The sequence below is a fragment of the Streptomyces sp. NPDC008092 genome (genome assembly GCF_042957285.1).
GTDB lineage: Bacteria > Actinomycetota > Actinomycetes > Streptomycetales > Streptomycetaceae > Streptomyces.
Window position 1 is genome coordinate 511,666 of the sequence record NZ_JBIBHY010000008.1, and the last position, 13,698, is coordinate 525,363.

Annotated in this window: 12 protein-coding genes and 1 pseudogene; 2 read left to right on the top strand and 11 right to left on the bottom strand. The window is 68.6% G+C overall.

Annotation, left to right across the window (positions count from 1 at the left end; translation table 11 throughout):
• Positions 1-44: 44 nt before the first annotated feature.
• The 3 genes and pseudogenes from ACFZB3_RS27810 to ACFZB3_RS27820 all read right to left on the bottom strand — a co-directional run.
• Positions 45-165 (bottom strand): annotated as a pseudogene (locus ACFZB3_RS27810) (restriction endonuclease); the annotation flags it as partial.
• A gap of 26 nt (positions 166-191) precedes the next feature.
• Entirely contained in the window at positions 192-1,724 is a 1,533-nt protein-coding gene (locus ACFZB3_RS27815; RefSeq protein ID WP_391379704.1) for a protein kinase, read from the bottom strand.
• Between the two features lie 393 nt (positions 1,725-2,117).
• Positions 2,118-2,996 carry a LysR substrate-binding domain-containing protein gene (locus ACFZB3_RS27820; protein ID WP_391379706.1) on the bottom strand — a complete coding sequence of 293 codons (879 nt, stop codon included), beginning with the start codon at positions 2,994-2,996 and terminating at the stop codon, positions 2,118-2,120.
• Positions 2,997-3,480: 484 nt separating this feature from the next.
• Between ACFZB3_RS27820 and ACFZB3_RS27825 the strand changes: the two genes are divergently transcribed.
• Both ACFZB3_RS27825 and ACFZB3_RS27830 read left to right on the top strand, forming a co-directional pair.
• Entirely contained in the window at positions 3,481-4,752 is a 1,272-nt protein-coding gene (locus tag ACFZB3_RS27825) for a helix-turn-helix domain-containing protein (RefSeq protein WP_391379708.1), read from the top strand.
• Between the two features lie 188 nt (positions 4,753-4,940).
• Positions 4,941-5,540, top strand: coding sequence for a LuxR C-terminal-related transcriptional regulator (locus tag ACFZB3_RS27830; RefSeq protein ID WP_391379710.1), 600 nt, complete (start codon positions 4,941-4,943; stop codon positions 5,538-5,540).
• A gap of 38 nt (positions 5,541-5,578) precedes the next feature.
• Here the strand turns inward: ACFZB3_RS27830 and ACFZB3_RS27835 are convergent, their stop codons facing one another.
• The 8 genes from ACFZB3_RS27835 to ACFZB3_RS27870 all read right to left on the bottom strand — a co-directional run bounded on the left by ACFZB3_RS27835 (position 5,579) and on the right by ACFZB3_RS27870 (position 13,622).
• Positions 5,579-6,139, bottom strand: a complete 561-nt coding sequence (locus tag ACFZB3_RS27835) for a hypothetical protein (RefSeq protein WP_391379713.1) — start codon at positions 6,137-6,139, stop codon at positions 5,579-5,581.
• 79 nt (positions 6,140-6,218) lie between these two features.
• A complete protein-coding gene (locus ACFZB3_RS27840; protein ID WP_391379715.1) occupies positions 6,219-7,481 on the bottom strand; it encodes an MFS transporter in 1,263 nt (420 codons plus the stop codon).
• Positions 7,482-7,755: 274 nt separating this feature from the next.
• Positions 7,756-7,992, bottom strand: coding sequence for a cytochrome C oxidase subunit IV family protein (locus ACFZB3_RS27845; protein WP_391379718.1), 237 nt, complete (start codon positions 7,990-7,992; stop codon positions 7,756-7,758).
• Between the two features lie 3 nt (positions 7,993-7,995).
• The gene (locus ACFZB3_RS27850) at positions 7,996-8,586 is read right to left on the bottom strand and encodes a cytochrome c oxidase subunit 3 (RefSeq protein ID WP_391379720.1); all 591 of its coding nucleotides are present in this window, start codon (positions 8,584-8,586) and stop codon (positions 7,996-7,998) included.
• On the bottom strand, positions 8,583-9,299 hold the full coding sequence (locus ACFZB3_RS27855) for a hypothetical protein (RefSeq protein WP_391379722.1): 717 nt from the start codon (positions 9,297-9,299) through the stop codon (positions 8,583-8,585). Before ACFZB3_RS27855 ends, ACFZB3_RS27850 begins: the two co-directional genes overlap by 4 nt.
• A gap of 171 nt (positions 9,300-9,470) precedes the next feature.
• Complete coding sequence (locus ACFZB3_RS27860) at positions 9,471-10,475, bottom strand: DUF4331 family protein (protein WP_391379724.1); 1,005 nt, start codon at positions 10,473-10,475, stop codon at positions 9,471-9,473.
• Positions 10,476-11,047: 572 nt separating this feature from the next.
• Positions 11,048-12,553 carry a GMC family oxidoreductase N-terminal domain-containing protein gene (locus ACFZB3_RS27865; RefSeq protein WP_391379726.1) on the bottom strand — a complete coding sequence of 502 codons (1,506 nt, stop codon included), beginning with the start codon at positions 12,551-12,553 and terminating at the stop codon, positions 11,048-11,050.
• Positions 12,554-12,749: 196 nt separating this feature from the next.
• Entirely contained in the window at positions 12,750-13,622 is an 873-nt protein-coding gene (locus tag ACFZB3_RS27870) for a LysR substrate-binding domain-containing protein (protein WP_391379728.1), read from the bottom strand.
• Between the last annotated feature and the right edge of the window lie 76 nt (positions 13,623-13,698).

The window sequence follows — 13,698 nt, forward strand, 5'->3', positions numbered from 1 at the left end:
CGCATGAGGGACTGACAATCAGCTGTTGAGCTGGGCGGCGGCCGTCAGGCCGGTGCGGTCGGACGCGGATTGCCGTAAAGGACCTGTCTGGTGTGCCAGTCGCGGTGGTTTGCGGCGACGGAGCGCGACGAAGCGCTGTGATACCAGGATGCGCTGGTCGCCGACGACGGAGAATGACGGCCGGCGACGGTTCAGTGCCGGGTTCCTGCGGACCAGAGAGTGGTGCCCTGGTAGACCACGCTGACGTCGCCGTCGGTACCGAAGTACAGGTAGGCGCCGTCGTGCCCGGAGGTGACGGAGCTCCAGACGCCCCAGGTGTCCTTGTCGTAGACGACGAGGTTGCCGTCGGCCTGCATGATGGCGCGGTATCCGGTGCCCGAGGTGCCCGAGGACCAGCGACGGTGGTGGTTCTCGTCATAGATGACGAGGTTGCCGTCGGTCTGCATCGTCATGGTCGTCCGGTTGGTCTGCCAGGACTCCCCTGGCATCAACTGCTGGTCATGTCGCACGGTCAATGTGGTCCATTGGGGCGAGGCCGATGCCGCCTCGCTCGGGTCCGGGTCCGGCGCCTTGCCCGTAGGGGCCGTCGTCCTCGTCGTCTTCGTCACTCCGGCGCCGAGTCCGGCCGAGGGGCTTGGTGACGGCAGCGCGGCGGTCCGTGTGGGTGAAGACGAAGTAGCCGTCGCGGCGGGGTCTCGGTGCGGGGACGGTGATGTCGAGGCCGCGGAGGACGCGTACGGCTCGGCGATCGCTGTGCTGTCGGCGCCCGCGCTTGGCTTCGTGTCGACGGCGGAGTCCGCTTCGAAGGCCGCACGTGTGGCCAATCCCGCGGTCACCAGGACGGCGGTCCCGGCGAGTATGGCCCCCGCTCTCCGGGCGCCGGTGCCCTTGCCGGGTGCGACGGCTCGGAACAGGCGGCTGCGGGTGGTCGTGGCACCGGCGGCTTCGAGTGCGTCCGCGAACTCGGCGGCATCGGCCCAGCGCCCCTCCCGCTCGGGTTCGAGGGCGCGTCGCGTCACGCGCCGGACCGCCGCCGGCACCTGGGGTCGCGGCGGCCCTGGCCAGTCGAGTTGTTCCGACGAGCCCGGCAGGCTCCCGGTCAGCAGCTCGTAGGTGAGGACGCCCAGGCCGTAGACGTCGGCCCGCTCGTCGACATCGACCAGTCGGTCCTCCGGAACCTGCTCCGGAGCCATGTAGCCGGGTGAACCCACGCCCTGCGTCAGTCCCGAGGCGTGCGCCAGGCTCTTGGCCAGGCCGAGATCGGCCACCAGCAGCCGTTCACGGCCGCCCGACACGGTCTGGAGCAGGATGTTGGACGGCTTGATGTCACGGTGCACGATGCCGACCGCGTGCAGGTCGGCCACGCCCCGTGCGGCCTGGACCGCGAACCGCAGCGCCTGGTCGACGGCCAGGGGCCCCTGGGCCACCCGGTCGGCCAGCGTGCCGCTGTCGGCATAGGTCATGACGAAGTACGGCCGTCCGTCCGGCAGTTCACCGATGTCGTACACCTGCACCACCCGGTCCGACGCGGCCTGGCGCAGCAGCCGGGCCTCGTCCAGGAAGCGCTCCCGGAGGTCCGGCCGGTGCACCCACTTCTCCGCCATGACCTTCACCGCGACCGGGGCTTCGAGCATGTCGTCGTAGGCGAGCCAGACCATGCCGAAACCTCCGCAGCCCAGAAGGCGCTGCAGGCGGTGACGTCCGACGGTGACGAGTGTTGACATGAGGGCGGAACTCCAACGCAGTTGCCGTTCGACATTCGACCGGACCGAGGGGTGGCGGGCTCGGCGCCCGGCCGCCGCGCCGCCCTTGAGCGACGTCCGGTACCGGTCTCCTCCTCGCACCGCGGAGACGGTGGGGGCACCTTGCCGGGCACCCTTCCGGCATGCCGGGTCCTGCGACCGCAGCTGCCTGCGTGTCAGTGTCGACGCGTGAGGCAGCCGCGCGCAACGTGCACAGGACCAACATGATCTGCACGTTTTGGGCACCGGCACAACGGCCCTACCGGGAGTGCGATCTCCGATCACGGGCCCTACGTGCGGGGGGGGAGAGAGGCCGCGCAGCACAACCGGCTGCCCGTACGGATGCCGGTCAGGCCCAGGCACCGCTGCCGGGCGTCAGTCCGGGCCCGGGCCGAGCATGCGGCGGGAGAGCTCGGCGAACTGGAGCAGTTCGGGCATGGTCCGGTGCTTGGAGTAGGCCAGGGCGACCATGCGCGGTGCGACGCCCTCCAGCGTCAGGTACACGACGTCGTCACGGCGGTAGAAGCAGGCCATCCCGGCCGGCATGACATAGCACCCGGACCCGAAGGCGACGGTCTGCAGGCATTCCTCGATCGTTGCCGGGAAGCGTCCGGCGTCTCCCGGCGGCGCGACCGGATCGAGCGGGACACGTCCGCGCCATTCCGGTACGTCCCGCGGATCCTGCAGCAGCGTCATGTCCCGCAGATCCTCGACGTGCACCGCCTTGAGCTCCGCCAACGGATGCTCACTGGACAGCGCCACCACACGGGGCTCCGGGAAGAGCGGGACCACCTCGAACATGCCCTCGGGCAGGGGCAGTCGGACGTAGCAGACGTCGACCCGCCCGTCGAGCAGGAAGTCGACCTGGTCGGTGATCGAGGTGTGGACGACATCGATGTCCAGTTGCGGCGCCATCCGGGCGAACTCCCGCACGATGGGGGTGACGATGACACCCGGCATGAAGCCGATGGTGAACTGGTTCACCTCCCGGTTCGCCGTCCGCACCCGCTGCTGCACCGCCTGCGCCATCGCCAGCATCGGCCGGGCGTCCTCCAGCAACTGGTGCCCCGCCCGGGTCAGTACGGTGCCCTGCCGGTCGCGCAGGAAGAGGACCACGTCCAGATCCTCCTCCAGAGCACGGATCTGGCGGCTGAGCGCCGGCTGCGTCATGTAGAGACGGCTCGCCGCCCGCACGAAGCTGCACTCCTCGGCCACGGCCACGAAGTAGCGCATCCGGCGTATGTCGAGGTCCATGCGGCTCATCGTAGCCACGCCCATCACGGCATATGCCGAAACGGCTTCAGAATCGAACAGATTGGCATTGGCGCGGTCCCCCTCGACCGGTCCACCATGGTCGTCGGACCAAGGGGGAAGCCACAACGTCCGCCGCTGACACCGCAGTTGTGCGGGACGCCGGGCTCGCGGGGACGGCCGGCCACCGTCGTGGGCCGGGGTACACACACCGTCGAACGGGAGCAGCCGCGGGGCGATGGGCCCCTTCGCCCGTCAAGCGTGGACACAGTCACACGACCGTCTCCCCGCGGGAGCACGCCCGTGCCTTCGGGTATCTGCCCCGCATCCGGCCCGCGGGGCAGATGCGCCCCACGAAAGGAATCACCATGGGATCACGCCGGTACCGGGGCAGGGTCACGCCGTCCACCGGACACACCCGGAGCGCCGCGGCAGACGACGGCACGGCACAGCGGTCGGTTCTCTCCCCGGTACGTGCCTGTCCGTCATGACCGGCAGATCCGAGCGCGCCGCCGCCGCGGCAGCGGCTTTGCGCGACGTCCTGGAACACGTCGACGCCGATGCCGTGGCCCAGCGTGTGGAATCCGTACTTCGCCACACGCCCGAATACGTGCGCACGGCGCGTGACTGCGGGACCTCCGCTCTTCGTGCCTCACTGCGCCGGAACGCCGGCCTGCTCCTGCACTGGATGGTGCGGGGCACGCCTCCGGACTCGTACGTCCTGTCCGAGATGTACGAGCAGGCGCGGGAGTGCGCGGCCGCCGGACAGCCGTTGGACGGCGGCCTGCTCCTCCATCACCGGGCCGCGGGCGTCTTCTGGGACGCCGTGCTCGGCCTGGCGGCCGAAGAGGAACGCGGACAGCTTGCGGACTGGACCGACCAGGGGCGGCGTCACATCGACAGCTACCTCGACGTGGTCACCCGGACTTTCACGCAGGCATACGCGGACCAGGCCGACCTGCCGTCCGCACAGGGCGACCGCCGGGCGCGCACCCTCTTCGACCGCCTCTGCGCCCGCCTTCCCCTCACGGTGGAGGACCTGGAGCGTGCCGCTCGGCTCGGCTTCGATCCGACACCTCCGTACGTGCCCTTCGTCGTGCTGCTCGACAGGTCCACCCCTGCCGAGCGCGCCGAGCTGGCGGCCCGCCTGCGCACCGCCGGAGCCCTGGCCTTCGTCGAGGACGCTCGTGTCACCGGACTCACCGGGCCCGCGTTCGACTGGTCCCCGTTCCTGGCCGACCGACGTCTGCTCCTGGCAAGGGACCCGGCGACCGGGCGGACCGGCCTCCGGACCGCTGTCGACAACCTGCGTTTGCTGATCGCTGTCGCATCGCGGTCCCATCTGCGTGGGCAGGTCCGGGCCGAGGACTTCCTGCCTCAGCTGCTCCTGGCGCGCTCTCCCGAACTCGCCGACGCGGTGACGCGCCGTGTCTTCGGCCCGCTGGCGGGCGGGGACCACGCCGAACTGACGGCGACCCTCGCCTGCCTGGCCGAGAACCAGTTCGACAGTGCCTCCACCACGGCCGCCCTTCACCTGCACCGCAACACCCTGCTGTACCGGATCAAGCAGATCGAGAAGCTCACCGGCCTCGACCTGCAGAAGCACGGTGACCGCGCGCTGGTGTGGCTCGCGGTCGTCTGGGCGCAGGTCTCCTCCCGACCGGTCGGATCACGATCCGCGCGGAACCACCGGCTGTCGGCTGCATCCAACGGCGCTGACCCAACAAGCACGTTCACTTCAGAAAGCGAGCAGCGATGAGAAGCCGTCCGACGGAGGCTCCGGCAGGGCTGGTGCCGATGCAGCGCCAGGGCGAATCGGACCCGCGTCTTCCGATCAGTCCGGCAGCCACCGACTCGCCGCGCAGCAGGCGTCCGCACCATGCGGCCAGACCGGGCCCGCGACCGCACGCCGACGTCATAAGACGGCTCCCCACGGCCTCGGTCTCGGTGGCCGTGGACGCCGCGGACCCGGTGACGCACGCCGGGCTGGCGGCCGGACTGAGCCGCGGACCGAAAGTGGCGCTCACCGCGGTGAGGGAGGCGGACGTCGTGGTGGCCGCGGTCCAGACCGCCGACAACTCCACGTTGGAAGCGCTGCGCGGTCTGCCCATGCCGCCGCCGGCCCGGATCGTGCTCGTCGTCAGCGACGGCTGGTACGCCGACCTGACAGTGGCGGCCCACAGCGGCATACGGGCCGTGCTCTGGCGGGCCGAGGCACAGCCGCAGTCCCTGATCCGCGCCGTGCTGGCGGTCGCCGCCGGCGAAGCGCTGCTGCCTTCCGCGGTACAGGGCGAACTGCTCGACCAGGCGGACCGCCTCCAGCGCAACGTGCTGGTACCCAAGGGCCTGACGCCGTCCGGCCTGAACACACGCGAGATCGACGTGCTCCGGCTGGTCGCGCAGGGCCTGGAACTCGCCGAGATAGCCGACACGATGTGCTACTCCGAACGCAACATCAAGAAGATCCTCTACGGAGTCATCAACCGCCTCGGACTGCGCAACCGCGTGCACGCCGTGTCCTACGCCATCCGCAACAAACTCATATGAGCCTGCCCAGTGGGCCGTGATGGCCCGCGGGAACCGGCCTACGAGCTCTGATCGGGTGGCGTGATCCCGAGGTCGACGCGCATGGTGTGGCGCATTTTCCAGAGGGAGTCCCACAGCCGATTCATGCCCTCCCGGGCGGCTTCGACGCTCTCTCCCGGTTCGGCGATACCTCTGTCGAGCCGCATCAGCAGGCCGTAAAGATCTCCAAAATGACGGTTGGCGGTGCTGGCTGCCGCCATGACGGCGTCAGGCAGCACCATCTGGGCCTCCGCGTGACGCAGGCGATGGTCCCGGCGTGATCGGTCCAGTTCTGCGCGCAGTTCCTCGGTCACCTCGTCCCTGTCGAGAGCGTGGACGAGCTTCGTCATCACGTTGACGACGTCGCGAGTACCGGCGTTGAGAGCTGCGTAGCAGGTGCGCCGCGCTTCGAGCTGAGCCTGGCGAGTGACGTATTCGCGCTCATCTGCCTGGAGTTGTCTCGCATGCTGCAGCTCACGATCCCTGGCACGGTTGGCGCTGCGCTGGGTGAGCAAGGCGGATGCGAGGGTGCCACCAATACCCAGAATCACGACCATTATCTGGCTGATCGAGCTGCTCATACCGCCCCCGGCTCCGTTCGGCTCGCCGGGACCTTACCCACTCAGGTCGAGCGTGCCGCCCGTCCTGGGGGTCTCCGCCTCATTGCGCGAGAACGGGGGCGCCTTCCGGCTGCTCGGGCAGGTCGTCCTGGCCGCGGAACGACAGCAGGCGTGAGGGAAGAAGCCAGAGGCAGGCGAGGGTTCCGCCGATCGCGCCGACCCACAGAGCCACGGGGATTCCCGCTGTCGCGGCGATGAGGGCGCCGGCGACCGAGCCCAGCGGCCGGAGCCCGAAGCTCACGGTCTGGTACGCGCCCCGGGTCTGTGAGCGGAGATGAGGGGGCACCACCAGCGCGAACACCGAGCCGACCGAGATGTCCTGAACGGACTCACCGACGCCGCCCAGCAGTGTCGAGGCCAGGACCAGGGCGAAGACGAGGCTTCCGGTGGCGCCGACGGCGGGGATCAGGAGAAGCGGAGCGTGCGACAGCACGCAACCGACCAGGAGCATCCGTCCCAGACCGATACGGCGGGCGAGCCGGGATGCCAGGGCAGCGCCGGCGAGTCCGCCGATGGCCTGCACGCTGAACACGAACCCGATCTGGGCGCTGGTCAGGGACAGCTTGTGGACGTAGTACCAGACGAGCACCGACAAGAAGAGCATGTTGAAGAAGTTGCCGGTGGCGGTGACCGACAGGGCCGTCCTGATCAGCGGATTCCGTCGAATGAAGGCCAGGCCCGGGCGACGGTCGCGGCTCTCCGGGGAGCCGGGTTCGTGGCGGCGCTCCACCGGGCGTAGTCGGAGGAGGAACAGGGCGGCCGTGACGGCGGTGGCCGCGTCCACGCCGACCGCCGCCGGCACACCGGCGAGTTGGACCAGGAGTCCGCCGACGGAAGGTCCGGCCAGGATCGCGGCGGTCTGGCCCGTGTAGGAGGCCGCCTGCCCGGCCACGTAGAGCTCGGACGGCAGGGTGGTGGCGAACAAGCCGCTCTCGCTGACGTTCGACAGCACCGAGCACAGGCCGATGACGGCCAGGATGACGGCCAGCTGGATGAGCGAGAGCAGGCCGAAGGCTGTTGCGATCGGCACGCTGCTCAGGGCGGCGACCCGCAGAAGATTGGCACCGGCCAGGAGCCTGCGGTGGTAGCCCGTACGGTCGGCGAAGGAGCCGGCCGGTATGGCCAGGAACAGACTCGGGAGCCAGATCACGGCCGACAGGACGGCACTTTGGACGGCGTCGGCACCCAGGACCTCGATCGCGGCCAGCGGCAGGGCCACCGAGGAGATGGCATCGCCCAGGGCGGCCAGAGTGGTGGCGGACCAGAGCTTTCTGAACGCGGAATGGCGCAGCGGCGCCGGCACCGAAGGACGAGGGGCCCGCAAGGTGGTGGATCCTGTTTCTCGCGATGACGGATATGGCGCGGAATGTGCGGCCGCTCCGGCCCCGAACAGGTAACCGGAGCGGCCGATGAATTTACCAGGAGTGCTGCTTCCTCATCTCTCACCTCCGCTACTCATGAACTCCCCCCTGTAAGGGAGTTGCTGGGAAAATTATCGAGGAATTCGCCGCGTATCGCTAATGCCGATATTGTCGTCACCCATACCGGATCGGCATTGACGGACCGGTACCGGGAATTCAGAGAACCAGGTAGAGCGTGAGCAGCGTGGCGCCCGTGGCCACGACGTAGACCTCGAAGGCGCCGCGGAGGGCCGCCGGGGCGTTGCGCAGCTCCATGAAGTGCAGGCCGACCAGGCGTACCTTGATCAGCGCGATCGCCACGACCGCGCAGCCGATCAGGGTCGACGTGCTGCCTTCGATGCCCAGCAGCCAGCTCGACAGCGTGGCCAGGACGAGGACGGGAAAGACCCACATGTGTCACGCCACCAGGTAGAAGAGCGGGAAGAGGACGAGCCAGAGCAGGTCCACCATGTGCCAGTAGGCGGCCGCTCCCTCGGCGGCCAGCAGTTGCCCCCGGCTCAGGGTCGGCCGTCGGGACAGGAAGATGAGGACGGTCAGCGCGCCGATCCCGATCGCCAGGTGAGCCAGGTGGATGCCGGTGAACACGAAGTAGTACATGAAGAAGTCGTTGCTGCTCGGTGTATGTCCACCGCGAATTACCAGCACGTATTCGCATGCTTTGACGGCGGCGAATCCGAGCGCGCACAGCAGCGCCCATGGCAGTGTCCGTGCGGGTCTGCCGGAGCGCAGCTGCCGCAGCCCGCGAGCCACCAGCGCCGACGCGATCAGCAGGAGCAGTGTGTTCAGGAGTCCCAGGTCGGGATGGAGGGCCTGCTGCGAAGCCCGGAACATCCGCGGGTACCGGCCGTGCAGTACCGCGATGAAGCCGAAGAACACCGAGAACATGATCATGTCGCCGAGAAGGAAGACCCAGAGACCGGGCTCGCCCGGGATGTGGCGGTGGCGCTGAGGCGCCGAGTGCTCGGTCCGGGCTGCCGTGGCGGTCATGCCACGGGTTCCAGGACGGCCGGGGCCCGGTCGTCGTCCACCCGGTTTGCGGCCCGCATCACCAGGGGCGTCATGACGAGGAACCAGGCGCCGAAGGCGCCGGCCGCGACCCAGAACGAGAGGATGCCGTTCCAGGCGAAGGGGCCGGTCTTGAAGAAGGTCAGCAGGATGCTGGGCAGGAAGAGGAACGCCATCCAGAAGTTCAGGTACGCGGCCCAGCGGGGCAGGAGCGGCGTGGGGCGCTTGTCGGCCAGGATCGCCACGCCGACCACGGTGGCCTGCCCGATGGCCGGGAAGGCGTTCATGACGAGCATGATCCAGGCCGTGTCGTTGAGCGCCATCGTGATGTCGGGCGACCGGTCCGGCCGGTAGGCCGTCGCGGTGAAGATCAGGACCGGTACGAAGATCGCGGCCACGTTCGCGGCACCGCAGACGAGTTGTATGGAAGCCAGTGGCTCCAGCCGCGGGTCGATACGCCGGATCAGGCTCGACAGTGCCGCGACGAAAGGCGCGGTCGCCACGGCGCCGACGAGCATGACCACGAGGCCGGCACGGATCGAGTTGGCGTGGTCCGTGTAGAAGGCTGCCACCCGCTCCGCCGACCAGCTCGGCGCCATCGGCGGTACCCAGTGGGCGATCAGCAGGGCGGCGAAGAACAGCGCGATGAACAGGTAACCGAAGCTCGCGCAGACGGTCAGGATTCGGCGGGACATGGTGGAAATCTCCTGGTTCCGGACGGGACAGGACGGGTACGGAGCGGGCTTCGCTGCACGGACCTGAGGACATAGGGGTGGGACTGCCGGCCCGGCGGTCGACCTGGGGAAGGCCGCCGGGCCGGGTGTTGTGAGGTGCGGCTTTGGCGTCTGGCCGATCCCCTGGCGACGTCAGGCCGGTGCGCTCAGATACGGGAACACGGCGCGCAGCGTCCCGGTGGCGTGGCCGGCGTCCAGGCCCATGGGGACGGGAGCGTTCAGCACGATCTCGAACATCGCCTCGGGAGCGGACTCGGTGAGCCCTCTGCCGTTGCGGGTCACCGCGCCGAAGTCGGCTTCGGTGCCCACCTGGTAGCGCAGGACGTCCGGGAAGATGACGTCCCGTATCGCGGCGCCGTAGCCCTGCGGGTCGGAGTGCGTGGCGTTCGCGGCCACGAGACCCGCGACCTTCCGGCGTACAAGGTCGCCGTAGTTGTCGAGGTCGGCATGTGGATCAGTGGCGTTGTAGTCGTCGAAGCCGGCCTCGGTGACGTCGAACAACGTGCTGACGAGCGGATTCGCGCACCGGTTGATCTGCAGCCAGCCGCCGTGGTGGTCGTCCAGCGCGGTGGTGGCCCACAGGCTGATCGTCCCCGATCCGATGAGCTCGTCCGGTACTTCGAGGACGATGGCGGTGACGTTGGTGCCCGCGAACAGGTTCGAGGCCCGCTGCGGGTCGAACGCGGAGAGGTCCACCGCCGCGCCGTTGCGGAGCGCGGTCACGACCGACGTGATGACGGTGCCGTCGAGGTAGAACGGGTCCCCGGCTCGGCCGACGAAGACGTTGACGCCGTCCGCCGTGGTGACGATCTCCTGCGTCCTGCCGGTTGCCACCAGGGCTCCCGAGGCGTTGCGGTCGATGGCCTCGTAACCGGTGAGCCGGTCGAGCACCCAAGCCTGCCGACCATCCGGTTCCGTCGCGAGGAATCTGAACCGGAACGTCAGATCCTGCACCGCGTCGTCGTCGGCGTCGATGTGGAACTCGTACAGCGCCTCGGGGTGGAAGCCCTTGTCGGCCGACACCGGGTTGGTGTTCATGACGAAGACGGTGCCGGTCCGTCCCCTGAACAGGTAGACATCGCTGATGTCCAGGCGAGGGTCCTGTTTCGCGGCAGCTGAATCCTGGTGGTGGGACATCGATCGGCCTTCCGTGAGGGCAGAGCGGGGCAGGGCACGGCGATGCCTTGCCGAGTTGACAGTTGTTGTGTGCACAGCAATCGGGGGGTTCGGTTCCGCGAACCCGAGGAAGCTGCTGCGGGACCAGCGCGCTCAGGCGCTCAAGACCGTCGCCAAGCGGTGTGTTGTGCCGCTGCGCCGGGCACTCCGAGGTCGAAGTGGGTCACGTCGAACATCCTGACCCGGGGCGGTCATGCGTCGCCAATGCCTATCCGCTGGTCCTGCATGCCGGTTCGGCATCAGTCCACTTGCGTACACGTGAGGTGTCTGACGAGGTTCGCGAATTCGGGATGGATCACACGGGACCGTGCCGCTGCTCGTTCAGCCCCGCCGTGCGGACGTGCGGGGTGGTTGTGCGTCCGCACGCGTGACGTCCACACGAGGCAAGCTGCGGGGCAGCTTGCACGTGAGTGCGTAGATCACCGCGCCGATGAGCGTTTCGTCCACCATGCGCCACAAGAACTTCACCGTTACCGTTCCTTCGTGTTCAGGGGCCGCCGTGCGGCCTTGCTCCGGACGTCCAGCAGGTGCTCTCAGGGCCGTTTCGCATCGCGTCGGATGGTCTCGGCAGCCCGTTCGGCGACGGCCAGGACAGTCGCGTTCACTCCGGTGTTGGGGATGGACGGCATCACCGAGGCGTCCGCGACACGCAGACCGTCGACGCCGTGCACTCTCAGGTCCGGGTCGACGACAGCGAGGTCGTCCATCCCGATCCGGCAGGTGCCGACGGGGTTGTGGAAGGTCGCCGCGTTCCTGCGGATGTAGGTGACGAGGTCGTCTCCCTTTCCCGGAGCGGTCTCCCGGGCGCCCCACTGGCCCCAGGCGGGCATGCGGCCGATCTCTCGCGCTATGCCGAGGGCCGCGAGCATGGCGGACACGTCAGCGCTGTCGGCGAGGTAGTTCGGGTCGATCAACGGCAGCCGGCCCGGGTTCGAGCTCCTGAGCCGGACCGTTCCCCGGCTCGCCGGCGCCGTGTGAGCGAAGGCAACCGTGTGTCCGCACTCGGGCGTCCCGACATCCGCGATGTCCGCCGGAGCGTCGAGCAGCATCAACTGGACGTCCGGAACGGCTGTCGCGCCGCTGCGCACCAGGGCACCGACCGTACTGAAACCATGGCTGGTGGTCAGTTGCCGCCGCGCCTCGAAGACGACAGGGCACTGCAGGTGGTCATGCAGATTGGCGCCGACTCCGGGGAGATCGGCCAGCACCGGGATCCCGACGTCACGCAGATGTGCCGCGGGACCGATACCGGAGAGGAGCAGCAGGTGGGCGGAGCCCACCGTCCCGGCCGCCACTATCACCTCGCCGCGCGCCTCGGCGCGTTCCACTGTGCCGAAGGACGTGTATTCCACGCCGGTGCAGCGTCCGCGCTCGACCACCAGGCGGCTGACGTCCGCCTCCGTGGCCAGGTGCAGATTGGGCCGGTCGAGCACCGGCACCAGATAGGCGTCCGCTGCGCTCTGCCTACGGCCACCCGCCCCTGCCAGGTCGCACCAGAAGGCGCCGTGCTGCCGTTCACCGTTGATGTCGTCGGTGAGTTCGTGACCGGCCTCGGTGAGCGCGCCGAGGAAGGTCAGCGACCCGTCGTCGAGCTGGGTCGTAGGCGCCGCCCACACCGGCCCGATGACTCCGCGCAGGGCGGCGTTGCGGCCTATCGCCGTCTCCGTCCGGCGGAAGTACGGCAGCAGCTCGGGGTAGCTCCAGCCCTTCGCGCCGTTGTCCGCCCATCCGTCGTAGACGGCGCGGTGCCCGCGGACGTGCATCATCGCGTTGATCGAACTCGATCCTCCGAGGACCCGTCCGCTGGGCCAGTGGTGACTGCGCGACAGCGTCCCGGGCTGCGGTGTCGTCCATCGTGACCAGAGGATCTCCTTGGCCGGGATGAGCGGGAACCCGACCGGAAGGTGCATGGCCGGCGGCCCGAGCGCCGAGCCGGTCTCCACGAGAAGCACCTCGGCCGCCGCGTCCTCGGACAGACGCGCCGCGAGAACACAGCCGGCCGTTCCGCCACCGACGACCACATAGTCATAGGCAGTCATCTCTGTCCCGCCTACCGGTGCCGCACGAGTAAGTCGCGATGACGCATCGTCAAAACCTTTTCTTTCAGCTCAAGTTCCTTATACCCATGAGCTTTGCGGGCCACGGCTCGTCGCGCCAATGCCGATTTCCCGAATCGTCATGCCGATCGGACATACCGACAGGACAGCGTGGTTCTGCTCGCCCACGCGCGCACCTCTATGCCGAACCGAGCGCCGCAATCACGATCTTGGCGAACTGGTCGATGGACGGCATCTTCCGGTTCCTGGCGTACGCCAGCGCCACCATGCGCGGGGCAACCCCTGTGAGCTGGACGTAACGGATGTCGGGGCGACGGTAGAAATCGGCGAGGCCGGCCGGGACCACGATGAACCCGGTGCCGGACGCGACGGCTTCAAGGCTCTCCTCTATCGAGGTGGGCCGATCCGCTTCCGGAGGGTTGCGCGCCGCTGCCGCGTCGAATTCGGTACCGCGCCACTCCGGTACGTCCGCGGAGTCCTGGAGCAAGCGGTACGGCGTCAACTCCGTGATGTGGACGGTCTGCGCCTCTGCCAGCGGATGTTCGTCGGAAAGAGCCGCAACCCGCGGCTCGGGGAACAGCGGGACGATCTCGAAGGTGTCTACCGGCAGGGGCAGCCGGACGAAGCAGACATCGACACGACCGTCGAGCAGATAGTCGACCTGGTCGGTGGGCGCCGTGTGCAGCACCTGCACATTCACCTCCGGTGCCAGCGCCCGGAACTGCCTGACGATCGGCGTGACTATGACACCCGGCATGAAGCCGATGGTGAAGTGGTGCCCCTCACGGCTGGCGAGCCGGACTCGCCGCTGCAGAGCCAGCGATGCCGCCAGCAGCGGCCGTGCGTCCTCCAGCAGTTGACCGCCGGCCCGAGTGAGCGCCGTACCCAACGGGCCGCGCTGAAGCAGCGACGCTCCGAGATCGTCCTCAAGGGCACGGATCTGTCGGCTCAGTGCGGGCTGCGTCATCTTCAGCCGTTCGGCACCACGCACAAAACTGAGCTCTTCGGCAACCGTCACGAAATAGCGGAGACGCCGGAGGTCGATATCCATGACGCCATGTTAGCCACGCCGCTTTTCCTGTCGAACTGCGATCCGGAAAGGCGTCTTGGGCTTTGGTAATGCCCAA